The following is a 21884-nucleotide window of genomic DNA, read 5'->3' as shown; positions in this document are numbered from 1 at the left end:
CGGTATATAAAATTCTGGAAGACGATAAGCTCACACAGTAGAGCCTGTTTTTTAAAAGTTAATGAATTGATAATAATAATAATATTTCGGACACTATGCTCCCGTAACATGCAGAGGGATTTATGTAAAACAAGAAAAAAAGAATAAAAATATTAACTAACGGTTGATAAGCCTATCGCAGGCGTCCTAAAGGACAAGAGGATTTCTAGGGGCTTTTATGATTCAGCGCAAAGCAACACAGAGTTGTTAAATCATACCAGAAAGATAACCACCTCTTTTTAGGTAATATTTCTGCTTCAACTCAAAGGCGTTAATAACAAGCGCAACCACAATGCTGGAATAATTAATGACGTTATCGGCATTGCAATAAAAGCCGGCATTAATGCTTTATCCGGCAAATAAATATTTGAGAATGTCCAGATGCAGACGGGTATAGCCGCAGCACTTAACCGTTGCGCTGCCGCTGCCGATGATATCTGCCAGCATCTGCCGTCCGACCTTAGAGGAGACCTCCTCCGCGTATTGCAGAATAGGCCTCGCCCTACATAGTGCCGGTATCGTCGGGTTCGCCGACGGAACGCATATGTGATACGGTGACATCCGCAGCAGCTGCGACAGATAGCCTCAACGGCGATAAAGGGCTGAGGGCGTGACGCCCGCCGCATCCACCACCATCGGCATCGTTATCTCGCTGCGATCGCGACTTTTCAGCAGCGCGTTGACCGCTTTATGCACTGCTTCCTGAATGCGCGCGCTGCGGCCGCCCTGCCTGATCATCTCCCTGGCCATGTTTTCTCCTTGTGTCATTCTTAAACAAAACGGGAAGTTATTAAGGCAAATATATTTCGTTAAAGGCTGATTGTAAGCGCACGCGCCTTAAAGCCAATGACTTGCACTAACGTGCGGCGTTTTCGCCCCGCGTAGGCCGCCGCCGCGCCTGAGACGCCAGGGTTGAGTCTGCGCCATGAACGCAGGGACAAAAGCGCGGTGAAGCGATAAAACGACGCGATGGGCGACAGCGCGATGAAAGGAGAAAGCGAGCCGCTGTGGGCAAATGCGCGGTGAAGGGGTAAATGGGACGCGATGCGCGAAAGCGCGGTAAAGGGAAACGAAACGCTGTAGAAAAAAGCACCCTAAGGAAACAAAAAAGCCGACTTGCGTCGGCCTTTCTTACTTCAGCTATATAGCTTTAGTTGGTCGCTTTGTTTTTCAGATCTTTAGCGCCCTGTTTGGTATTATCCCAGGCTTTTTCAGTACCCTGCTTGGTGCTGTGCCAAGCTTTCTGCGAACCTTTGCTGATTTTGCTGGTGGTGGCGTCGCTTTTGCCTTCAGCTTCTGCTCTGCGCCCTTGTTCTGCGCCTCATACAGTTTCGCGGTGTCTGCGCCTTTATGGGCTTCAGCCACGGTTTCATCAGTTGAACGTGTGGTCGCGGCGAGAACCGCGGTGCAGCCAGCATCAGAGCAGAAAGTGCAATAATTGTCTTTTTCATGATTCCCTCATTCATTATCAAGTTCACTTTCAGTATAGACAAATAGCGCGTCTGTACGACCCGTCTCGCGTTTTTAACGCCGAATTCAGTCTATTCTTGGAGGTTTATCTGGCCGCTTTACAACCAGCCAGCGCGCCCGAAGAGGCGGCTGCTGCCTTTCATCGCTACACTTCACCCACTGTTTATCGAGAGGGTATTGCCATGTTTTCTTTATCTCCCGAGGTGGAGCTGAGCGTTATCGCGCTGGCGCCCGGCTTTCGCGCCATGAGTATTCAGGTAGAGGCAGCGGGCGTTCAGCATGCGCAGCTGGCACAGGCGGCGCTGCAGGACGCCTGCCGCGCCGTTGTCGACCACGACGTGCCCTGGGCAGAAGCGCATATCGCCGCCTGGCGCGACGCCTTTAAGGCGTTCGGTGCCAAACCTGCGCGCACGCCCAGCTCGCTTGAAGCCCTGCGCAAGCGGGTTGCGCGCGACGGCGCCCTGCCCGCCATCGATCCGGCGGTCGATCTCTATAACGCCATCAGCATTAAATATGCGCTGCCGATTGGCGGCGAGAATGCCGCCGCCTACGTGGGCCAGCCGCGGCTGGTGCGCGCCAGCGGCGAGGAGCGCTTCGATATCCTGAAAGAGGGTGAGCCGTTTGAGGAGTCGCCAGAGCCAGGCGAGGTGATCTGGCGCGACGATGCGGGCGTCACCTGTCGCCGCTGGAACTGGCGCCAGGGCGTTCGCACCCGACTGGACGCCAGCGCGAAGCAGATGTGGTTTATTCTCGAAAGCCTGTCGGAAATGCCGCTCGACGCGCTGCACGCGGCGAGCGACGAGCTTATCGCCGGGCTGGAGGCGATGATGCCCGGCTCGCGCTTCGACAAGCGGCTGATCGGGGCGGGATTCAGCTAAGTGAACATCAACGCCGTCGCGGCCAGCCGCGCCGCGTCGGCCTGCTGCCTTTCCCCCTCCGCGATTTAATGTGACCTGTGCTACAGATGTTGCGCTGCCCGCTGGCAACGCCACCCCTTCCGCTCGCACAATGGAATAAATAACCCATACAGAATATATTCATGCGCATGGGTTGCCGCGGCGATCTCTGCCTGCATCCTCAATGAAGAGTATCAGCAATGAGTAGTGTTAATTACCCGAAATTTGGCGCTGGACTGTGGCATTTCGCTAACTACATCGACCGTTATGCGGTGGACGGCTACGGCCCGGCGCTCAGAACCCTTGAGCAGATCGCTTTAGCGGGCAAGTGGAGGATCTCGGCTATGTCGACGCCCCCTATCCCTTTACGCCCGGCGTTTCCGTCGCCGACGTCAGGCAGGCGCTGCAGGATACTGGTCTGCAGGCTATCGGCGTCACCCCTGAAATTTACCTGCGTAAATTTTCGCGCGGCGCCTTTACCCATCCCGAGGCCGCGGTGTACGGCGAGGCGCTGGCGCTGATGAACGAACGTGGTGCGCGAGCTGGGCGCCAGCTACATTAAAATCTAGCCGGGTCAGGATACCCCTTCCAGATCGATCACAAGCAGCTCTGGAAGCTGGCGGCGGCCAACCCGGATGTAAAATTCGCCATTGAATACAAACCGCGCGAGCCGCGCGTGAAAATGACTTGGGATTCGGCAGCAAAGTCGCTGCTGGGCATTGAAAAGATTGGGCTGGATAATGTCGGCATTCTGCTCGACTTCGGCCACGCGCTGTTTGCCGGTAAGTCGCCGGCCGGCTCCGCCCAGCTGATTATCGATCGCGGCCGCCTGTTCAGCATGGACGTAAAAGATAACCTGCGCGGCTGGGACGACGACCTGGTGGTAAGCACCGTGCGTATGACCGAAATCTTCGAGTTTTTCTACGTGCTGAAGTGCAACAACTGGGACGGCGTGTGGCAGCTCGATCAGTTCCTGTTCCGCGAGGATCACGTCGAAGCTGCCAACCTCTCGATTCGCTTCCTCAAGCATATCTATCGCGCGCTGGATAAGCTAAATATGCCTGCGCTACAGGCGGCCCAGCGGGAACAGAACCCGCTCTAGGCGCAGCACATCATTTAGAATCCGCTGCTCACCGCTATCGAGGAGTAAAGCGCAACGCAACGCAACGCCGCGGCGTTGGCGCTACAGCCTGCCCGACTTGCGCAGCCGCCGCCACAGCAGAAAACAAGGCGACCACGGTGCCGCCCGGCGCGAGCGGATAGCCCAGCGGCGAATTCAGCTCCGGCATCTCCTTAAAGTTCATGCCGTACATGCTGAAGATAATGGTCGGCACCACCAAAATGGCGCCCCAGCCTACCAGCTTTTTCGTCACCTCACTGCCACCATCGCCAGATTGACGTGCATGGCGTTGGTCAGCATCTCGCGTATATCCTCCGCGTCGGTGACCACGTGGCACGCATGATCCTGCACGTCGCGCAGGTAGGCGCGCCGTTCTTTCGGCACGATCTCCTCATGCAGACGCACCAGCTGCTGGCAAATCTCCTCCAGCGGCTGCGCCGCGTTGCGCAGGTTCAGCAGCTCGCGCCACAGGCGATAGACCTTTTTCACCGCCTAGTTATCGAACTCTGAGCGGAACAGCGCCGCCTCCATTTTGCCGATAGTGTCGCCGAGCGAGGCGGTGTATTCGCCGTAGCGATCCACCACAAAGTCGAGAATGCAGTAGAGCGGATAGCCTGGCCCATGCTCAAGCATCGCTCTGTTCTGCGTAACGCGTTCGCGCACTGGGGCGTAGCTGTCAGATGCGCCGTGGCGCAGAATGATAAGAAAGTTTTTGCCGACGAAAAAGTGGGTTTCGCCAAAGTGCAGGAGCTCGTTCTCTGAGCTGACGGTTTTGACCACGATAAACAGCGAGTCGCCGTACTGTTTGATTTTGGGACACTGGTGGGCGCACAGCGCATCTTCTACCGCCAGCTCGTGCAGCCCAAACTCCTGCTGAATGCGATACATAAAGTCCGCTTCCGGCTGATAAAACCCGAGCCAGATAAACGCATCCGGCTCGTTCAGCGCGTCGCTGATTTTATCGACGTCCAGTTCCTGCCCAGCCTGCCCCGGACGATATACCATGCAGTTTACGTTCATTATCCTATGCTATAGGTTGCCTGTCATACTGCAGGCATAACCAGTTTTGTTGCAGGCACTCGACTGATTTGTAAAAGAAGCAAGGTCTTTTTCGCCAACGCCAGCAACACCGCGCAGCGGCTCGCCGCGTTCGGCACCTTTGCCGCCGCCTTCCTGGTGCGCCCCATCGGCGGCCTGGTATTCGACCCGCTGGGCGATCGCATCGGACGGCAGAAAGTGCTGGCGATGACCATGATCATGATGTCCATCGGCACCTTCTGCATCGGCTTGATCCCCTCCTACGCCAGCATCGGCATCATGGCGCCGATTCTGCTGCTGGTGGCGCGCCTGGTGCAGGGCTTCTCCACCGGCGGTGAGTATGGCGGCGCCGCCACCTTTATCGCGGAGTACTCCACCGACAAACGGCGCGGCTTTATGGGCAGCTTCCTCGAATTTGGTACGCTGGGAGGCTACCTGCTCGGCGCGGGCTTCGTCACGGTGCTGACCTCGGTGCTGCCGGAGCAAACCATGCTCGACTGGGGCTGGCGCGTCCCACTCTTTATCGTCGCACTGCTTGGCATGTTCGGCCTCTACGTGCGCCTAAAGTTGGAAGAGACGCCGGCGTTCCAGCAGCATATGGAAAAGCAGGAGGCGCTGGAGAACAAGCAAGCCGCGTCTGACGCAGATGCAGATGCAGATGCTGAAGACCTACCACAAGCCGATGCTGAAGTGCATCGGGCTGGTGCTGCTGTTCAACGTCTCCAACTATATACTGACCTCCTATATGCCGAGTTACCTGACCGGCATCCTCGGCATGGGCGAGTCAAGCAGCCTGCTGCTGATTATGGTGGTGATGTTTGTGATGATGCCGCTGACGCTGTTCTGGGGACACTGGGCGGATCGACTAGGCCGTCGCCCGGTGATTGGTGCCGGCGCCGTCGGCCTGATCCTGCTAGCGATCCCCTGCATGATGCTGGTGACGTCGGGCAATATGTGGCTGGTGTTCGCCGGGCTGATCGTGCTGGGCGTACTGCATGCACACCTGCTTTAGCGGCACATGCCCGCCACGCTGCCGGCGCTGTTTGTCACCGATATCCGCTACAGCGCGCTGGAGATCGGCTTTAACCTTTCCGTCTCGCTGTTCGGGGGTACCACGCCGCTGATCACCGCTTGACTGGTGGATACCACGCACAACATGATGCCCGCCTACTATCTGATGGGCGCCGGAGTGGTGGGTCTGCTGACTGTGCTGACGCTGCATGAGTCGGCGCGCAAACCGCTGCACGGCTCCTCGCCCGCGGTGGCCAGCGAGGCCGAAGCGCATCGCCTGGTGAAGAAGCTGCGTTCGCGCAGCAAGCAGCAGGCGATGCAGTAACACCCTCTCGCTGACTGCATAAAAAACCCCGCCGATGGCGGTTTTTTATTTCATCAGAAGCGATACTGCAGGCCCAGGATTTTATTGGCGATGCCCGCCGCGTCGCCGCCGTAAGAGGCGGACTCGCCGGTCAGGGTGTAAATCACCTAGGTGCCGCCCCTTTGCCTTCCTCATATTTGCTCCAAGCAAATTCGGCGAAGATTTTGGCGTGCTCGGTCAGGTAGTAACCCGCATCCAGCGCCGCGCCGTAGTAGCGCGAATTCGCAGTTTTTTCGCGGAAGGTCAGGTCACGCATATAGTGCTCGTCGTTATCGTGGGCGCGCACCCAGGCGCTGAATTTAAACAGCGCGTTGAATTCAAAGTCGTTAATGCGATACTGCCCCACCAGTCCAATATAGGGCATAGAGAAGCGCTGGCTGTAGCCGATGCCGCTTTGGCCGTCGGCGAAGTTGCCGACAATGTTGCTGTTGTCATAGTTAAACGCGCCGCCGTAGGCGGTCCAGCTGAAGCGCGTCTCCTGATAACCTGCTACCGCGCCGATTTTATAACGATCGTTCTGCAGCAGCCAGCCTTTCAGGTTCAGATCGTATTCGTTGGCATAGTTGATGTCGGTATCGGGATGCGACGAGTGATCGGTCCAGCTTGACTGACGGGCGTTTTGCCAGTCGTAATCATCCATATGGCCGGAGCTGGACGCCAGCGAGGTCCAGCCGCGCGCGTTAAGCGTCAGAAAAGAGAAAGCATCCCACGAGATATCCTCTTTCAGGATAGCGACGTTTTTGATTTTCCAGTCCAGCTGGCTGACCTTGCGTGCACTGCTGACATCATAGACCAGCTCCTTCGATTTGCCGCCCAGCATGCCAACTAAGGTGGCGACTCTGACGCTGTCAGCGGAAAAGGCGGCGGTCATCGATTACCGCAAGAGTGCTCTTTTTCATTTATTACCCTGTTTTAAAAATAAAGCGATCCTTAAATGGTGGGCAGAGACTAAAGGGCGCGATGGTCGCAGGCAAGCGTCAATTTATCGTGAAAAAACAGGCATAGTGAGTTAAGGAAAATTAATTAATGCTGCGCGCCGGTGCGACTATAATGTCTCACTGTGCCCGATACACGATCGGCTCTTTTTTAGCCGCAGCGCTGCCACCTTTTATACATACTGCTGGATATCGACTTGGCAATATTCACGCACGCTTGCCGTCGCGCACCCGCTTCGCTGCGCAGACTGGCCGCTGTGTGCCGATCTTTTTATGTTTCCCGCTGCGGTTTGACTTAATTACGCAATGGACAAAAAAGAGGCAGAAATAACATCCCCCGACTGCATCCTGAAATATTTTCACGAAAACGTTTAAGGCAAATTTCTACCGCTGAAAATGGCCAAGCCAGATGTGTTTGGTTAGAAAAAAATCGTTATGTTATCGACTCTGTTTACTAGCAAGGGTGTGAAAGATGATTTCTAAAGAGAATTCGGAACATCGTGTCTGGGGCGAACAGTGCGATCGCTGGACGTTGCTCAAGCGACAGGATCTCAGCGTCATTCATGAGCGTATGCCGCTCCACACTTAGGAGAGACGTCATTATCACGCCCAAGCCAGGCAATTCTTTTTTTTCCTGAGCTGCACCCTCTGTATGGAGCTGGAGGGCGAGCATCATGTTCTGGCGGCGCAGCAGAGCGTGAGATTTCCGCCTCAGGCGAAACATTAGGCGCGCAATGAGAGTGACGGCGAGGTAGAGTTCCTGGTGATCTCGCAGCCGACCACGTGCGGCGATCGTACCGACCTGCTCTGAAGTGACGCCGGGCTGCGTGTCGCTATAGCGGACTATAAATTTTTACTAGTAATTTAAATTTCACTCAGAGGTTCGCGCCCTCTCGCTTTTACCGTCCAAAATGTTCAGCGGCAGGCGGCGGAAAGCCGCCTGTCCCGTTTAGATCTCGCCTGGCAGCTGGGGCTAAGCCTGCGCAGCGCGCCATGCCGCAACAACATCCGCAAAGGTGACTGTTTGATCTGCCTTATTGTTACCTCTGACAGCTGAATATCGCTTTCTTGATCCAGAACAAATCGAGCACGAGCGCCTTCTGTCAAGTTGTGTCAACGGTTAGCACAACCGCACACTTACTGGAGACAGGCTTATGACAGGTAAACTCGGTTTGGCAGGGGGATTAGTAATCTGGCTGTTCTACGTGGCATGGATGGCGAGCTATTACTTCGGCACCTTTTCTGTTTTTTCTCACTAGGCAAACGCGACGTCGGGCTCCGTTTGCAAGCTGTGACGCTACGCGCTGAAGTGCTGCCCAATAAAAAAAGCGCTGCAGGCAAAAGCACTGCGGCGCGTTTGTGGTGAGAGGCATCAGGCAGCTTTAACGGCGCACACTTTTTTGGTCTGCGCCACGTCAGCGTCGGCGCTTTCGCCATCGGCTTCGGCCGCAGGCGCCTTTTTCTCAGCCTCTGCGGAGGCGGCGTCCGGCAGCCTGCTGGTGCGCAGAATATGCTGGATGGCATCTTTCTGCTCGGCAATCAGCAGACCCAGGGTTTCCGTCTGGGACTCATCCATATCGGGTTGCTACTGTGCTAATAAGTCGGTAAAGGCCTCCGCGAGATCGAGCATCTTGTCGTAGGCATCCGCCTCTTTTTTGCTGGCAAACGTCATTTTCTATCCACCCTTCTTTACGACTACGTATTTAATTTCGACAACCATTTTTTGCCTTTCCGGTACTGTTATTTTATACAGAATATCGCGCAAAGCAGGGGATTGCTCCCTTTTTTCGTCTGGCTGTCTCAGTCGCTAACGTATCGTTTTTCCTCAGAAAATCAGCTCCTTCAGGAAGTCGGCCAGCGCCTTGCGCGGATCGTCCTCTTCCGAGATAATCATCTCTATACCCCACTGTCCCAGCACCTCGCGCGCGACCGGATTGTTGCGGTTGGTAAAGAGATAGGATTTCGGCCGCGCCGTCGCCAGGCCGGTTCTGCCCCACATCTTCGTCAGGCGGTAAAACAGCAGGCGAATATTAAAATCGCTGATGCTGTAGCCGACAAACAGCACCGAGTTGCCCATCATGTCGTGGGTCAGCTTGATATCGAGCGGCGAGTCAAAATAGAGGCGCTCGAAATAGCTGCTCTCGTCCAGTACGATAGAGGTGTCGTCGTCAAAATCGCCGTGCAGCTTGATGATATGCCGCTTGTCCTCGGTGAGCGCAACCAGATCCGCCGCGTTGGCGACTTTGCTGTAGGGCACGCCGTGCGCCTCGTGCGCCGCTTCCAGCCAGCGGTCGTAGTTGGTGGTGTAGATGCGTGAGAAATTGCCCTGGGTGATCATGGTGTGGATTTCTGACGATCGGACATCGATGTCGGGGCGATGCCACTCGCGATCCATCCAGCTGCGCAGCGGGCCGAGCGACCCTTTTTTCTGCTTATAGTATTCCGCCAGCGACAGGTGCGTGCCGTAGGTATTGAATATTTTAGGATCGTAGCCAAGCTCGTGCGCCAGATGCGCAATCAGCTCATGCCACTCCGGCAGCCCCAGATTGCGCGAAATGCCCGCGCCGGCGAACAGGATAAGCTTGCCCGATTCGTAGGCGCGTTTCAGTTCAGGTTTCATGCCACTCCTCGAGCGGTTTTTAGAAAGGCGGCGAAGCGATCCAGCGCCAGCTTGCGCATGGAAACCTCATTTTTCAGCTCGCCCATTTCAGCGAAGGTCTGGCTGTACCCTTCCGGGATAAAGACGCAGTCCCACTGGAACTCGCGCGGCCCCGCCGGCTTCGCCGCGATGGTGCCGCGCACTTCGCCATGAAACTGGTACATTTTGCGCCCGTCGCAGTAGCCCAGCACGGTTTTCGCCGTCACTGCCTGGCTGTCCAGCCCTAGCACCAGCGCGGTAAAGCGCTCTGCGTCCAGCCGGTTCCAGAAGATGCGCGTTAGCCCGGCCGGCAGACCGTTCAGTCCGTCGAGGTAAAGCCCGGTATGCTCGACAAACAGCGGTCGTCCGATAATGGAGAACGCCTTGGTCAGCTTGTCGCGCACCAGCTCAAGCTCGTTTTCCGTCTGGATTTCTTCGATACGGCGCGCGATAGGCAGCACGTCCACGCCGACGGGTTCGAGGATTTTTCGCACCTCAGCCAGCTTATTCTCATTGGCTGACAGAAAGCGGATTTTCATTGCAAGCCTTTTTCTGTTCTATTTTTTATTATTTTTGTTCGATGATTGTCCTGTGGCTTGTCCGGTTTGGCTGCTATTGCTCAAACTGTACAAGATTACGCGAGGATTACCGGGTAGAGTCTAGCTGACTCCGGGGAGGGGATGAAGTCCTTATAAAACGGGCGGGAAATTTTGCGTATGCGGCCCGCGCCGCACGCCATTGCACGTCACATACCGCGCTTACTGAATGCTTAGGTTCAGCTGGCCTGGGTCGATCATTTTGTTACTCTCTACTTACCCACCCCGTAGCCTGCTCAGATCGGCGCGGTACACCTCTGCCCCATCGCCGGGGCTTTTTAGACGTCAGGCCGGTCAATGTCGCTAGTGTCGGTCAACTTTTTTGCCGTACCAGGATAGTCGCCTCCACCCAACGATCCCATCATGCAGAGATCTGGAGCAGCATATTAGCCACGCCGCTAGTGTGGATAATAGCTGTTTAACATGCAGGATGTTATCGCTGCAAAAGCATCAGCTTCCTGCCGACTACCGTTTCGAATAAGATTAGCCCGGTACTTTTGCCATAAAAAACCCCCAGAAGCAGGTTGCTATGAATTATTGCTTTGTTGCCACTGAGCAATCATCTCTTTGGTAACTTCCTTTTATAACAGGTAGGGCCGTAGCCTCCCGCTTTGCTCCACGTGCTTCACCTGCCACAGCTGCTGCCATTTCTCGCCGTATTGAAAGGACAGGAGCAGGTGCCGGGATAGGACGCTATTGATTCATCAATGATCTGCTGTCTGACTTGATCATCTGATAAGCGCGTAATTTTTGCACAAGCAACCTCTGAGAAGGGTAAAACAGCCAAACATAACGTTGCTATGAGAAGATTTTTCACCGTCATTTTATAACCTCCTTCTTCTTGAATCATAAAAATAGCTTAACAATTATTGCCGTCCCAACGTGAACTGGCTTTATCTGTTGCCTAGTTTGCCAGGTTATATATCACCGCTTTTTCATACGCCTCGACGCAATAATGAATACCAACCGTTAACCGAGCACGGCGTGTGATGTTTGTTCATCTCTGATATGCGCAACCGGTCCTTTCTGATGGCTATGAGTTTTTTCCTTTGTGCGTTATCTGGACCTACAGAGTCATGCATTTCTGCACACTCAACGCGGCATCGCCTAAACGCAGCATCTGGGATGCTTCTCGTGATAACAAGGATATTGCCTTACGCTTGCGCGTAGCTGAAAAGCAGCCACTTAAAATTGACAAGCCTTTGCAAAATTAGCTTCTGTACCGCCATAAATCAGTAAACCCGTTTTTAATCTACCTGCTTTCGTCATCAATAAGTGGCACTGACGCTGGCACAAAATAGGCACCGCAGGCTGTAAAGAAAAAGCCACCCGAAAGTGGCTCTCTTTTAACTGACGATCTTGCTTCGGTGCAAGTGAGATAAAAATTTTTCTTATTTTAAATTTACATCACAAACGTTTTGGCAATGTTTCGCTGTCGGTTAGTATCGTTGAGCATGATATTGCCACAGAGCAGGCAAAGCCTGACATTTTTTGAGTAGAATTTTGCGATAGTGACTGCCTGATTGAAAGTGCACATCGTGCCAAAAGCATTTTTCATCAATTATATTAATGCACCTACACCACTGTATATGAAGCCTGGCCGTATTTTTTCCTGTCTTTATGCAGATAATAGTAGCTTCCATTGATCATTTTCAAACCTCATTAATACGAGAGAAAATTTAAAACTGTTATACAGGTCACATTTTCTTTTCAAATATAACAAGAGCATCTTGATATAGATCAAGGTTTTATTTCTCTTCTAAAAAACTTAAAACCCTAATAAAATAAAGCACCATAAATTTTAACTGGCGTGCGGCTGATAATAGTGAAGCTTTTTTTCGATAAAACCTCTCTGTCAGAGAGGTCAATACAAAGGAAAAGGCAATATCTAACCATTTCAACTTATTGTTTATATTATACATATTGATTAAATTCAAAACACCACATAAATCATCAAGAAATTAATAAGACATAAATAATTAAAATCAATTCCATAAATAACATTTTTGCATCATAAGTCAGATTAAAAATTGTCAAAGGAGAATAAATTTACCCTAGCACGCCCCTTATTTCTTTCATAAATTTTCCTTAAAGACTCGAAGCCCTGCAACCCTTATAAAACAACAAAACAAACAATCACCATTCTAATGATAACCTGCAAACCGGCCTTTAAAATAATAAGCGAGACTCAAAAAAAGATCTATTCTAAAATAATTCTCCTTTACTCCTGCAGGAAGAGAGAATTAAGCATAACAAACAGTTTCTTCTTTTTCGCCCATAGACTTGATGATAGAAAGCTTTGCCTTGAAAAAGAAACATCAATAGAAATTAATATTTACCATAAAAAAATCATAAAAAATGAACGCTAAAAACAAGCCTGCATGCATGCACGGCGAGAGGGGCCTAAACAAAAGAAAATCTCGCTTGCTCAGTCCGGTTCAACGAGCCGCTCCAACAGCGACAGACATTTTGCATTTACCGGTTAGCCAGCCTCGTACGTACTTGATAAGCGGTTGACTTACAGACCGATGCCCAGAGAATGGTGAACCTCTGGCAAAGGACGCAATTTCAGAGAGTTCATCATCAAAGGTTTACTTAATCCATTTTTCAATGTGCGCGGCGTCTGGCTGGTGACCGTTTCCCGTCTCGACTGGCCGCCGATAAATTCGGTCAACGTCAGCAGCGCGGCGCTGCGCATCCGTCTTCAGCAGCAGGCGTTGACGGCGAAGCTCGACCGGCTGAAAAGCCTCGTCGTGAATACCGTTTTCTTTCAGGTGAAGCCGGACGGCGCCGCCCTGTGGCGCTCTGCTAGTCTGCCCTGGTCCGATATGCTTACCGGGGCACCATAGGCGAGAATCCCGGCTACGATCCGCTGGCGTTTATGCTGGATGAGGCGCACAAGCGCAGCATGAAGGTGCACGCCTAGCTCAACCCCTATCGCGTCGCCGTCAACGCGCAGCCTGCAACGATAGGGGTTGCGGCGCTAAACCACACCCTGTCGCTGCATCCCGCCAGTGTCTACGTGCTGCACCGCGACTGGATCCGCACCGCCAGCAATCGTCTGGTGCTCGATCCGGGCATTCCGGACGTGCGCGACTGGATCACCAGCATTGTGGCGGAAGTGGTGATGCACTATCCGGTTGACGGCGTGCAGTTCGATGACTATTTCTATGCGGAAACCGCCGACTCGCCGCTTAACGACAGCCAGACCTTCCGCGCCTGGGGCCAGGGCTTCGCCTCAAAGGCGGACTGGCGGCGGCACAATGCCCAGCAGCTGATCGAACAGGTGTCGCGCACCATTAAGCAGCTGAAGCCGCAGGTCGAATTCGGCGTCAGCCCGGCGGGCGTCTGGCGCAACCTGTCGCACGACGCTGCGGGTTCCGATACGCGCGGCGCGGCCGCCTACGACGAGGCTTACGCCGATACACGCCGCTGGGTACAGCAGGGACTATATCGATCGCGCCGCAGCTCTACTGGCCTTTCGCCCCCTCAGGCGGCGCGCTACAACGTGCTGGCGCACTGGTGGGCGAACGTGGTGAAGCCGACCCATAACGCGGCTCTATATCGGCGTCGCGCTCTAGAAGGTAGGCGAGCCGTCGCGCATCGAGCCGGACTGGACAGTACAGGGCGGCGTGCCGGAATTGCAAAAGCAGATCGACCTGAACGAGTCCACGCCGGGCATCGACGGCACTATTCTGTTTCTGTTCTGGGAAAACTACCTTAATCTGCCGCAGACGCAGCAGGCGGTCAGCTATCTGGAAACACGCTGGGGCGGTTAAGCAGGTTTCGTCCAGTGATAAGGCTGGCTTTCTCCGCTGCTGGATAGCGATAGACGGCGCTGACGATGGCGGGCGTGCTGACCGTGGCGTAGAGCACCGACTGGAAGGTCAGCACCGAGGGAAACGCCGCCTGCGTCAGCAACCACGACTGGCGCACGGCGTTGACGGGAAAGGAGTTGTATTTAAAGGGATTATACTCGGGCACCATATTCAGCCAGGCGGTTCTGGCGAAGGCGGGAAACAGCGCCGGCCAGCCGGCGAGGCCGGCGAAACCCTGTTGCCGGTACGCCTCCGCCAGATAGCGCACGCTGTAGCGCGAATCGGTCAGGCCGTGCAGCAGCCCCACCGCGCCGCGCACGGCGCCGGTCGGCAACAGAATAAACGAACGGTTCCAGTCGGGCTGAAAGCGCGCCGGATAGATCGCGCTGCCAGGGTAAAAGCGATTCAGCGCGCCTTTTTCATCCTCGCTCAGCTCATCGTTCAGCTCGACTTTCATCTGCTGAAAAATACGCGTCTCGCGCCGCTGATAGTCGGCGAAGCTCGCCTTGTCAATCTCATCCGCCGTCATCTCGTCTGCCGACCAGCTGTGCCATTGCTGCAGCGGCGGTCCCTGCTCCGACTGATAGATGCGCCCGACGAAAAACACCAGCAGCAAAATCGCCAGCGCCAGCAGCCCTTTTCTCACCAGCCTGAACAGCCTCAGATTGCGCACGGTATCGTTATCCCCTTTTCAGCCCGTTGCCGATTGTAGGATCAGAAGCCATCGCGCAACCAGCGAAAAAAGAGGAGGCATGCTTTTTCAGCGTTTGATGGCCCTCAGCACGATCACGCCGCCAGCAGCAGCGCAGGCTGCAGTGAATGAAACAGGGAGACGCTCGCCGAGGAGACCAGCGGTCCGCCCAGCTGTCCGGTGGTATAGCCTGCGGTCAGTACCTCCACGGTGCGCGCCACCGCCGCCAGCCCAAACAGCGGCCAGAACAGCGCCACCAAGCTGCCGTTGCCAAAAAAGCTGTGCGCCATCTATGACAGAAAGGTGGCGGGCAGAATATAGCCGAACCCCGTCAGCGTATAGGCGAGCAAGAGCGCCTTCAGGTCGCGGTCGAAAGGCAGTGCGTCTGCCACCTGGGCAGCGGACGGCAGGCTCGACGGCAGCCGCCGCGACCACGCCTGCAGCGCGGTCAGCCCGCAGGCCGCGACTCCCCAGGCCAGCAGGCCGGTAAGCGTGATGCCGATGCCCGGGCCGGTAAAGACCGCCGCCGATAGCTTCGGCGCGCGGTGCGACGCCAGCATCAGCTGCGTCCAAGAGGTCACGACGATCAGCGCACAGGCGCCGCCGACGCCCGCTGGCCAGCTTTGACTGAATCCTGAATTGACATAATTTTGCTTTTTTCCTGCGAAGTCACTTAATCTGGCGGCCATGATAAAACCGCGCCCCACAGGGAAAAATGGGGCGAATATCCTGTGACCAGTGCTCACCAGCAGGAGGACAAATGTCGCGCAGCGCGAATGTAAAAAATTTTCTGATCCACCATCGCGCGCGTCAATCCTGAGGAGTATGGCTTCAGCAACCAGTGCCGGGGCTGCGAGGAGGTGGCACAGCTCACCGCCGTCAGCGTCAGCTGGTACACTTGGCTGGATCAGGGGCACGATATCCGCATATCCCCCGCCGCGCTGCAGCGGATTGGCAAGGTGCTGCAGCTGTCGCCGGTCGAGCAGGAGTATCTGGACGCGCTGGTGTTCGGCCGCAAAAACGGCCTGACCGCCGAGGCGGCGATCCCCCGCGAAGTGATCGCGATGGCGGAGGCGCTGTCGCCGCACCCGGCGTTTATCCGCCGCGCCAATATGGACATTCTCTACTGGAACGACACGGCCCACCACCAGATCTACGATCTGGTCGACGCTGCCCGAGGCGGAGCGCAACTCCCTGAAGCTGCGCGGGTTACCGGCAGCGCATTCATGACTGGGAGCAGGCGGCGAAGCACAGCATCGCCGCCTTCCGCGCCTACTACGCCGCCAGCAACTACGCCAAGGAGTTCGAAAAGATTATTGAGGAGCTGAGCGCGTGCAGCGCGCAGTTCCGCATCATGTGGCACGCGCAGGCGGTGAATAAGGTGGGCGCGGGCAACAAGGCGATTATCGACAGCAACGGCAGCGTCAACCACTACACCTACACCGCGCTGGAGGTGGAAAGCGCGCAGGGGATCTTTTTGATTTTCTACCTCGCCCGCGACGCGCAGTAAGGATGGGACGTCAGGCCGCCTCAGCGGGCGCGGCCTGGCGCTTCTCGCTCACCAGGATGTAAAGGCCGCCTTCACCGGGTCAGCGCCCCCCAGAGCACCGCGTGCCAGCCAAAGGCGTTCAGCAGCGCGCCGGAGCAAAACGAGCCGACGATCATCACGCCGAACACGATGAAATCGCTGAGCACCTGCACGCGCGTTTTCTCTTCGGGACGGTGAAAATCGATAATTCGCGCCGAGGCACCGGTAAAGCCCAGATTCCAGCCCAGCCCCAACAGCACCAGCGCGCCCCAGTAGTACATAACATCGCTGCCCGCGAGACCAGCCACGGCGGAGAGGTCGGTGATCGCCAGCCCGGCGGCGCCGAAGCGCTGAATCAACCGCCCGGTAAAAAGCCGGGGCCGTACATGGCGATAACGTGCCACTAAATTCCGAGGTGGGCCGCGTGCTGCGACAGGCCGTGCATATGCATCGCCAGCGCCGCCGCCGTCATCAGGAAGTTCATCACCATACTAGGTCAACGCGCCGCAGAACACCATGCGGGCGAAGCCCGGCTGACGCACGATGGCGGCGAGCGCCTGCCGGGGCGGCGCGGGCAGGGTTTTGACGTTGAGCAGTACCAGTGCCGCCAGCACCCCGGCGCCGGAGAGCATTAGCAGATGATCCAGTGCGGTAAGCGGATGCAGCAGCCCCGCGCCGAAGCTTTCCGGTCCGTGGCCGTTATGCGCCAGCGCCGGCGCGGCGACCAGTATCAAGAGTAAAGGTAAAACGGCTTTCATGGTGCGCTCCGATCTCAGTGAGAATGATGAGGATGAGAGTGATGCGAGGCGGTTTCATAGGCGCCGGAGACCGGCTCGAACGGTGCCTGCTCACGGCCGACGATCAGCCCGAGGCCGATCAGCATCTCGTCCAGCACGTGGTCGTGCAGATAGGCAACGCGCCCCGGTTCGATCTGCAACGGCACGTGTCGGTTGCCGAGGTGATAACAGGCGACCACCAGCTTGTGCGCATCGCCGCACAGCACGATAGAGACCAGCTCCGGCGCCGACTGGATGCGCACCACCAGCTCGCCGCTGTCATCGCTGAGCAGATCGCCGCCGCGCTCCAGCGCCAGCCCCGCCTCGCGTCCGTCGTCAAGCTGGATGCGGGCGCGGCTCTTCAGCCGGATATCGAAATCGAGGGTGGCGCTGGCGTTCGCCTGCGCCGTCACCGCCGCCTTTCCGATCAGAAAAAACATCTTTTCTCCTTAAAAAAAGAAAGTAACGCTGCGCCATCGGCAGCTGGTCAAGCGGATCGCAGGTGAGCAACTGGCTGTCGGCGCGCACCTCATGGGTTTGCGCATCCATCTGGATATCGGGGGTCAGGTTGTTGTGCACCATATGCGCCTTGCGCGCGTCGCCCAGCGTGCCGAACATCGGCCGGTAGTTCACCGACTGCGGCGTCGGAATCGAGGCGTTGATATCGCCCATCGGCGCGCTGGCGATCAGACCGCCTTTGACGATCAGCGCCGGTTTGACGCCGAAAAAGGTGGGGCTCCACAGCACCAGATCCGCCAGCCTGCCCGCCTCGATGGAGCCTACCTCATGGGAGATACCGTGCGTAATCGCCGGGTTAATGGTGTATTTGGCGATGTAGCGCTTCACGCGGAAGTTATCCATGCCTTCGCTGTCTTCCGACAGGGTGCCGCGCTGCAGCTTCATCTTGTGCGCCACCTGCCAGGTGCGCGGGATCACCTCGCCGACGCGGCCCATCGCCTGCGAATTGGAAGAGGTCATCGAGAAGGCGCCGATATCGTGCAGAATATCCTCCGCCGCGATGGTTTCGCGGCGGATGCGCGACTCGACAAAGGCGATATCCTCCGCAATGCCGGCGTCGAGGTGGTGGCACACCATCAGCATATCGAGGTGCTCATCCATCGTGTTGACGGTGTAGGGCAGCGTCGGGTTGGTCGAGGAGGGCAGGATATTTTCATAGCCGCAGGCGCTGATAATGTCGGGCGCATGGCCCCCGCCCGCCCCTTCGGTGTGAATGGTGCGATTGCCGATCGCCTGCAGCGTATCCTCGACGAACCCCGCTTCGTTAAGGGTGTCGGTGTGGATCGCCACCTGCTCATCCTCCACTTCCGCCACGCTCAGGCAGCAGTCGATGGCGGCAGGGGTCGATCCCCAGTCCTCGTGCAGCTTGAGGCCAATGACGCCGGCGTCGATCTACTCGCGGATCGCCGCTTTGCTGGAGGTATTGCCTTTGCCGAGCAGGCCGATATTGACCGGCAGGCTCTCCGCCGCCTACAGCATGCGCGTAATATTCCAGCGCCCTGGCGTGCAGGTGGTGGCGTTAGTGCCAGTGGCCGGCCCAGTGCCGCCGCCGATCATTGTAGTGACGCCGGAGGTCAGCGCTTCGGTGGCCTGCTGCGGGCAGATAAAGTGGATATACGCATCCACGCCGCCAGGTGTGACGATTTTGCCTTCGGCGGCGATGATTTCGGTCGCCGCACCGATAGGAATGGTGACGCCGGGCTGGATATCGGGGTTGCCCGCCTTGCCGACGCGCGCGATGCGCCCCTGCTTGATGCCGATATCCGCCTTGACGATGCCCCAGTGGTCGACGATCAGGGCGTTGGTCAGCACCAGATCCATCACCTCTTCGCCGTAGAGGATGAAATCCTGCTCGACCTCAATCCACGACGCGTATCACTGGCACCCCCTTATCCACCAGCGTGTAGAGCTGCGGCTGGTAGCCCACGGCGAGATCCGCCTTGCCCGCCGCCAGCAGCAGCGGCACCGAGGCGGAATCCGCGGGGGCGATAGTCTCCACTGTCAGCCCCTGGCGCGCAAAGGCACGGCTCTGCTGGGCGGCCAAAATCGCCGCGTGGTTGGGATTAACGAACCAGTCGAGCCGCAGCAGTACCTTTTCCGCTGCCTGGGCGAAAGAAAGCGCCAGCAGCATCAGCAGCCCCAGCGCGGCGAAGCTGAGCGGCGTTTGCAGCCGCGCGTTGGCATGCATCATCAGATAGCCCAGCCCTTTGCTGGCGCCGACCCATTTGCCGATCACCACGCCGACCGGCGCGAGAATGGCCGCCATCCGCAGCCCGGAGAAAAAGTGCGGCAGCGCGGCGGGCTAGCGCACGTGCAGAAACCTGGCGCAGCCGCGACGGGTGCAGGGTTTTCGCCAGCTCCAGCCAGCCGGGCGGCGTGCGGCACAGGCCGTCAAACAGCGACAGGCAGAGCGGGAAGAAGATAATCAACGCCGCCACAACCACCTTGGAGGCGATGCCGAAGCCGAGCCACAGCGCCAGCAGGTAGAGGAGGTTGAAAAAACGTGTCGCCATCATGTCAACTGCCGAAAAAGCAGGCTCTGCGCCTGCAGCACTGCGGCATCCTCCACGCGGCGCGGCGTCTCGCCGTCGGGCACGGCAAAGGCGCGGGCGCGCAGCGGCGCGCCCTCCAGCAGATAGATAGATAGATATAGTGCGCCATACAGCACGCCTCCAGCGGATCGTGCGTCACCAGCAGCACCGTTTTGCCCTGCAGCAGCCTGGCGGTGAGGTGATGCAGCCGCAGCCGGGTAAGGGGATCGAGGGTGGCGAACGGTTCATCCATCAGCACCACCGGCCGATCCTGATAAAGAGTATGCGCCAGCGCGACGCGCTGTCCGCATGCCACCGGAGAGCGATGCCGGGCGCGCCGATCCCTCTCCCGCCAACTCCACCTGCGCCAGCAGCGCGTCGGCGCGCGCCCTGTCGGGCCGCTGGCCGCCGAGCCGAGCGGCAAGCATCACGTTGTCGCGCACCGACAGCCAGGGATAGAGATCGTCGCGCTGACCCATCCAAGCGATTTTCCGCATCAGATCGCCCGCCGCTCGCTGCGGATGCTTCCCTGCTGCGGCTTAGAGAGGCCGGCGACCAACCGCAGCAGCGTGCTTTTGCCGCCGCGCAGCCGCAGGCTGAACCCCTGATAAACGGGCTTATTGCCCCAGCTGAAGCTGAGCGCCTCAACGGCGATATCGGGACCGCGCACCTTGCTCACAGGCGGCCCGCCGCGACAATCGCCAGCTGCGTCACGCCGCGCTTCGCCAGCGCTGCCGCCGCCTTCGCCGCGCGAACGCCGCTGGTGCACACCAGCACCACGCGCCGATCGGCAGGCGGTCGCCACGCGTCAAGCGCCTCCGGCAGGATGCGCTCCACCCTTGCCGCCACGCTGTGCGGCGCTTCCGCCATGCTACGCAGCTCGACCACACAGTCGTCCGGGCGCAGCAGATCGCCGTCGATAAAGGGGACGACTGGCTGCGTCGTCTCCTCGGCGTCGTCAAAGCGGAACGCGCGAAAGTGCCACTGGCTGAAGTCGCAGTTCACTAGGCTGCCCAGCGGCGACGGTGCCAACCCCAGCAGCACGCTGAGCGCCATCTGCGCCTGCATCGCGCCGAGCGTCGCCACCGCCGGGCCCATCACGCCTGCAGTGTCGCAGCTGGCGGCGGTGGCGGGCAGCTGCGGGAACAGCGCGCGGTAGCTGGGCGCCGGGCCGCAAAAGCCGCCGACGTAGCCCTGCCGCTCCAGCACCGACGCGCTGATCAGCGGAATGGCGCGCGCGGCGCAGGCGTCAGAGAGGGTATAGGTAGCGGCGAAGCTGTCCGCCACGTCGATCGCCAGATCGACGCCCTCCAGCGCCTGCGCCACGGTACTGGGGCGCAGCGCCTGCTGTCGCGTCTCAATCCGGCAGTCGGGGTTGCGCGCCGCCAGCGCGCGCGCCGCGCACAGCGCCTTGGGCTGGCCGAGATCTACCATCGTATAGAGCGTCTGGCGATGCAGGTTATGCAGCGCCACCACGTCGTGATCCCAGATGCGCAGGTGGCCGACGCCCGCGCCCGCCAGCAGCGGCAGCAGCGTCGAGCCAAGCCCGCCCGCGCCCACCACCAGCACGCGCGCCGCGCCCAGCCGCCGCTGCCCCGCCTCGCCAATCTCCGGCAGCATCTGCTGCCGCTGATATCGGTTCATGCCTGCGCCCCTCAGCTAAACTGCGCCAGGCCGAACACCGGCGTCGAGGCGGCGGCCATATCGCGCCGTTCCATCAGGCCCGCCTGCTGCGCCGTCTCTCCGGCGCGAATGGCGGCGGCGAACGCGCCCGCCATCGCCACCGGATCCTGCGCTTTCGCTACGGCGGTATTGAGCAGGATGGCGTCGAAGCCTAGCTCCATCGCCTGCGCCGCCTGGCTAGGCGCGCCGATACCGGCGTCAATCACTAGCGGCACCCCTTTGAACCAGGCGCGCAGGCTGCGCAGCCCCTCGATATTGCGCAGCCCCTGACCGGAGCCGATCAGCGCGCCCCAGGGCATTAGCACCTCACAGCCCGCCTCAAGCAGCTTTTCCCCCACAACCAGATCTTCAGTGGTATAGGGGAAGACCTGAAAGCCCTCAGCGCAGAGGATGCGCGCCGCCTCCACCAGCGCAAAGGGATCGGGCTGCAGCGTATCGGCATTGCCGATCACCTCCAGCTTTATCCAGCGCGTGTCGAACAGCTCGCGCGCCATATGCGCCGTGGTGACCGCCTCTTTCACCGTGTGGCAGCCTGCGGTGTTTGGCAGCACGCGCCGGTTGAGCTGGCCGAGCAACTCGCGAAAGGCGGCGCCCTGGCTGCCCTCACGCCGCAGGCTGACGGTGATGATCTCGGCGTCGGCGGCCATGATCACCTGCTGCAGGATGGCGGGCGACGGGTAGCCGGCGGTGCCGAGCAAAAAGCGCGAGCGGGGAACGAAACCGTAAAACATG

The 21884-nt window shown here is 57.9% G+C and carries 17 protein-coding genes and 12 pseudogenes; 9 read left to right on the top strand and 20 right to left on the bottom strand.

Annotated features, from left to right (window positions below; all coding sequences use genetic code 11):
* Positions 1-624 precede the first annotated feature (624 nt).
* Both EIO60_RS00640 and EIO60_RS00635 read right to left on the bottom strand, forming a co-directional pair.
* The gene (locus tag EIO60_RS00640) at positions 625-789 is read right to left on the bottom strand and encodes a hypothetical protein (protein WP_258575593.1); all 165 of its coding nucleotides are present in this window, start codon (positions 787-789) and stop codon (positions 625-627) included.
* Positions 790-1189: 400 nt separating this feature from the next.
* A pseudogene (locus EIO60_RS00635) lies at positions 1190-1490 on the bottom strand (KPN_00521 family repetitive protein).
* A gap of 201 nt (positions 1491-1691) precedes the next feature.
* Here EIO60_RS00635 and EIO60_RS00630 point away from each other — a divergent pair.
* Both EIO60_RS00630 and EIO60_RS00625 read left to right on the top strand, forming a co-directional pair.
* The gene (locus EIO60_RS00630) at positions 1692-2387 is read left to right on the top strand and encodes a B3/B4 domain-containing protein (protein ID WP_258575592.1); all 696 of its coding nucleotides are present in this window, start codon (positions 1692-1694) and stop codon (positions 2385-2387) included.
* A 218-nt stretch (positions 2388-2605) separates the two neighbouring features.
* Positions 2606-3507 (top strand): annotated as a pseudogene (locus EIO60_RS00625) (sugar phosphate isomerase/epimerase family protein).
* Between the two features lie 81 nt (positions 3508-3588).
* Here the strand turns inward: EIO60_RS00625 and EIO60_RS00620 are convergent.
* Positions 3589-4545, bottom strand: a pseudogene (locus EIO60_RS00620) (magnesium and cobalt transport protein CorA).
* 36 nt (positions 4546-4581) lie between these two features.
* On the opposite strand from EIO60_RS00620, the pseudogene EIO60_RS00615 reads away from it, so the two are divergent.
* A pseudogene (locus tag EIO60_RS00615) lies at positions 4582-5575 on the top strand (MFS transporter).
* Between the two features lie 126 nt (positions 5576-5701).
* A complete protein-coding gene (locus tag EIO60_RS16345) occupies positions 5702-5899 on the top strand; it encodes a hypothetical protein (RefSeq protein WP_374058069.1) in 198 nt (65 codons plus the stop codon).
* 53 nt (positions 5900-5952) lie between these two features.
* Here EIO60_RS16345 and EIO60_RS00610 read toward each other — a convergent pair.
* Positions 5953-6794 (bottom strand): annotated as a pseudogene (locus EIO60_RS00610) (omptin family outer membrane protease); the annotation flags it as partial.
* 551 nt (positions 6795-7345) lie between these two features.
* On the opposite strand from EIO60_RS00610, the pseudogene EIO60_RS00605 reads away from it, so the two are divergent.
* Positions 7346-7684 (top strand): annotated as a pseudogene (locus EIO60_RS00605) (cupin domain-containing protein).
* Positions 7685-8245: 561 nt separating this feature from the next.
* On the opposite strand, the pseudogene EIO60_RS00600 reads toward EIO60_RS00605, so the two are convergent.
* The 4 genes and pseudogenes from EIO60_RS00600 to EIO60_RS00585 all read right to left on the bottom strand — a co-directional run bounded on the left by EIO60_RS00600 (position 8246) and on the right by EIO60_RS00585 (position 10930).
* A pseudogene (locus EIO60_RS00600) lies at positions 8246-8545 on the bottom strand (YebG family protein).
* 153 nt (positions 8546-8698) lie between these two features.
* Positions 8699-9493: an SIR2 family protein gene (locus EIO60_RS00595; RefSeq protein ID WP_258575591.1), complete on the bottom strand. Its 795-nt coding sequence runs from the start codon at positions 9491-9493 to the stop codon at positions 8699-8701.
* Positions 9490-10050 (bottom strand): non-canonical purine NTP pyrophosphatase, encoded by a 561-nt coding sequence (locus tag EIO60_RS00590; RefSeq protein ID WP_258575590.1) that lies wholly within the window; start codon positions 10048-10050, stop codon positions 9490-9492. The genes EIO60_RS00595 and EIO60_RS00590 overlap by 4 nt, the downstream gene beginning before the upstream one ends.
* Before the next feature lie 584 nt (positions 10051-10634).
* Positions 10635-10930, bottom strand: a pseudogene (locus EIO60_RS00585) (hypothetical protein).
* A gap of 1789 nt (positions 10931-12719) precedes the next feature.
* Between EIO60_RS00585 and EIO60_RS00580 the strand changes: the two are divergent.
* A complete protein-coding gene (locus EIO60_RS00580; RefSeq protein WP_258575589.1) occupies positions 12720-12956 on the top strand; it encodes a family 10 glycosylhydrolase in 237 nt (78 codons plus the stop codon).
* Between the two features lie 32 nt (positions 12957-12988).
* Positions 12989-13831: pseudogene (locus EIO60_RS00575) on the top strand (family 10 glycosylhydrolase).
* Positions 13832-13929: 98 nt separating this feature from the next.
* On the opposite strand, the pseudogene EIO60_RS00570 reads toward EIO60_RS00575, so the two are convergent.
* The 3 genes and pseudogenes from EIO60_RS00570 to EIO60_RS00560 form a co-directional block, all read right to left on the bottom strand.
* Positions 13930-14598: pseudogene (locus EIO60_RS00570) on the bottom strand (hypothetical protein); the annotation flags it as partial.
* 113 nt (positions 14599-14711) lie between these two features.
* A complete protein-coding gene (locus EIO60_RS00565; protein ID WP_258575588.1) occupies positions 14712-14906 on the bottom strand; it encodes a hypothetical protein in 195 nt (64 codons plus the stop codon).
* Positions 14907-15305 (bottom strand): YbfB/YjiJ family MFS transporter, encoded by a 399-nt coding sequence (locus EIO60_RS00560; protein ID WP_258575587.1) that lies wholly within the window; start codon positions 15303-15305, stop codon positions 14907-14909.
* Positions 15306-15476: 171 nt separating this feature from the next.
* Between EIO60_RS00560 and EIO60_RS00555 the strand changes: the two genes are divergently transcribed.
* Together EIO60_RS00555 and EIO60_RS00550 are read left to right on the top strand one after the other, a co-directional pair.
* Positions 15477-15944: a hypothetical protein gene (locus EIO60_RS00555; RefSeq protein ID WP_258575586.1), complete on the top strand. Its 468-nt coding sequence runs from the start codon at positions 15477-15479 to the stop codon at positions 15942-15944.
* Positions 15839-16126 carry an MmyB family transcriptional regulator gene (locus EIO60_RS00550; protein ID WP_309484664.1) on the top strand — a complete coding sequence of 96 codons (288 nt, stop codon included), beginning with the start codon at positions 15839-15841 and terminating at the stop codon, positions 16124-16126. Before EIO60_RS00555 ends, EIO60_RS00550 begins: the two co-directional genes overlap by 106 nt.
* 71 nt (positions 16127-16197) lie before the next feature.
* Here EIO60_RS00550 and EIO60_RS00545 read toward each other — a convergent pair.
* From EIO60_RS00545 to EIO60_RS00500, 9 genes and pseudogenes are all read right to left on the bottom strand, one after another.
* Positions 16198-16842, bottom strand: a pseudogene (locus tag EIO60_RS00545) (MFS transporter); the annotation flags it as partial.
* 74 nt (positions 16843-16916) lie between these two features.
* Entirely contained in the window at positions 16917-17360 is a 444-nt protein-coding gene (gene ureE, locus EIO60_RS00535) for an urease accessory protein UreE (protein WP_258575585.1), read from the bottom strand.
* A gap of 13 nt (positions 17361-17373) precedes the next feature.
* A pseudogene (ureC, locus tag EIO60_RS00530) lies at positions 17374-18804 on the bottom strand (urease subunit alpha); the annotation flags it as partial.
* Positions 18797-19204, bottom strand: a complete 408-nt coding sequence (locus tag EIO60_RS00525; RefSeq protein ID WP_309484663.1) for an ABC transporter substrate-binding protein — start codon at positions 19202-19204, stop codon at positions 18797-18799. The gene EIO60_RS00525 and the pseudogene ureC, both read right to left, overlap by 8 nt.
* A 251-nt stretch (positions 19205-19455) precedes the next feature.
* A complete protein-coding gene (locus EIO60_RS00520; RefSeq protein WP_258575584.1) occupies positions 19456-19731 on the bottom strand; it encodes a hypothetical protein in 276 nt (91 codons plus the stop codon).
* Positions 19715-19966, bottom strand: a complete 252-nt coding sequence (locus EIO60_RS00515; protein WP_258575583.1) for a hypothetical protein — start codon at positions 19964-19966, stop codon at positions 19715-19717. The genes EIO60_RS00520 and EIO60_RS00515 overlap by 17 nt, the downstream gene beginning before the upstream one ends.
* A complete protein-coding gene (locus EIO60_RS00510) occupies positions 19966-20148 on the bottom strand; it encodes an ATP-binding cassette domain-containing protein (RefSeq protein ID WP_258575582.1) in 183 nt (60 codons plus the stop codon). Before EIO60_RS00510 ends, EIO60_RS00515 begins: the two co-directional genes overlap by 1 nt.
* On the bottom strand, positions 20145-21113 hold the full coding sequence (locus tag EIO60_RS00505) for a HesA/MoeB/ThiF family protein (protein WP_258575581.1): 969 nt from the start codon (positions 21111-21113) through the stop codon (positions 20145-20147). The genes EIO60_RS00510 and EIO60_RS00505 overlap by 4 nt, the downstream gene beginning before the upstream one ends.
* 11 nt (positions 21114-21124) lie before the next feature.
* Complete coding sequence (locus EIO60_RS00500) at positions 21125-21883, bottom strand: thiazole synthase (protein ID WP_258575580.1); 759 nt, start codon at positions 21881-21883, stop codon at positions 21125-21127.
* Position 21884 lies beyond the last annotated feature (1 nt).

The sequence above is a fragment of the Candidatus Pantoea persica genome, assembly GCF_013753875.1.
In the GTDB taxonomy this organism is placed as follows: Bacteria; Pseudomonadota; Gammaproteobacteria; order Enterobacterales; family Enterobacteriaceae; genus Pantoea; species Pantoea persica.
Note: the sequence above shows the minus strand (reverse complement) of the source record. Positions and strands in the feature narration are given on the sequence as shown.

Excerpts from the sequence above, each read along its gene's own strand:
- EIO60_RS00500 (WP_258575580.1), bottom strand. The coding sequence starts at position 21,883 with ATGTTTTACGGTTTCGTTCCCCGCTCGCGCTTTTTGCTCGGCACCGCC.
- EIO60_RS00505 (WP_258575581.1), bottom strand. The coding sequence starts at position 21,113 with ATGAACCGATATCAGCGGCAGCAGATGCTGCCGGAGATTGGCGAGGCG.
- EIO60_RS00630 (WP_258575592.1), top strand. The coding sequence starts at position 1,692 with ATGTTTTCTTTATCTCCCGAGGTGGAGCTGAGCGTTATCGCGCTGGCG.
- EIO60_RS00590 (WP_258575590.1), bottom strand. The coding sequence starts at position 10,050 with ATGAAAATCCGCTTTCTGTCAGCCAATGAGAATAAGCTGGCTGAGGTG.
- EIO60_RS00595 (WP_258575591.1), bottom strand. The coding sequence starts at position 9,493 with ATGAAACCTGAACTGAAACGCGCCTACGAATCGGGCAAGCTTATCCTG.
- EIO60_RS00565 (WP_258575588.1), bottom strand. The coding sequence starts at position 14,906 with ATGGCGCACAGCTTTTTTGGCAACGGCAGCTTGGTGGCGCTGTTCTGG.
- EIO60_RS00560 (WP_258575587.1), bottom strand. The coding sequence starts at position 15,305 with ATGGCCGCCAGATTAAGTGACTTCGCAGGAAAAAAGCAAAATTATGTC.
- EIO60_RS00515 (WP_258575583.1), bottom strand. The coding sequence starts at position 19,966 with ATGCGGAAAATCGCTTGGATGGGTCAGCGCGACGATCTCTATCCCTGG.
- EIO60_RS00525 (WP_309484663.1), bottom strand. The coding sequence starts at position 19,204 with ATGGCGGCCATTCTCGCGCCGGTCGGCGTGGTGATCGGCAAATGGGTC.
- ureE (WP_258575585.1), bottom strand. The coding sequence starts at position 17,360 with ATGTTTTTTCTGATCGGAAAGGCGGCGGTGACGGCGCAGGCGAACGCC.
- EIO60_RS00640 (WP_258575593.1), bottom strand. The coding sequence starts at position 789 with ATGGCCAGGGAGATGATCAGGCAGGGCGGCCGCAGCGCGCGCATTCAG.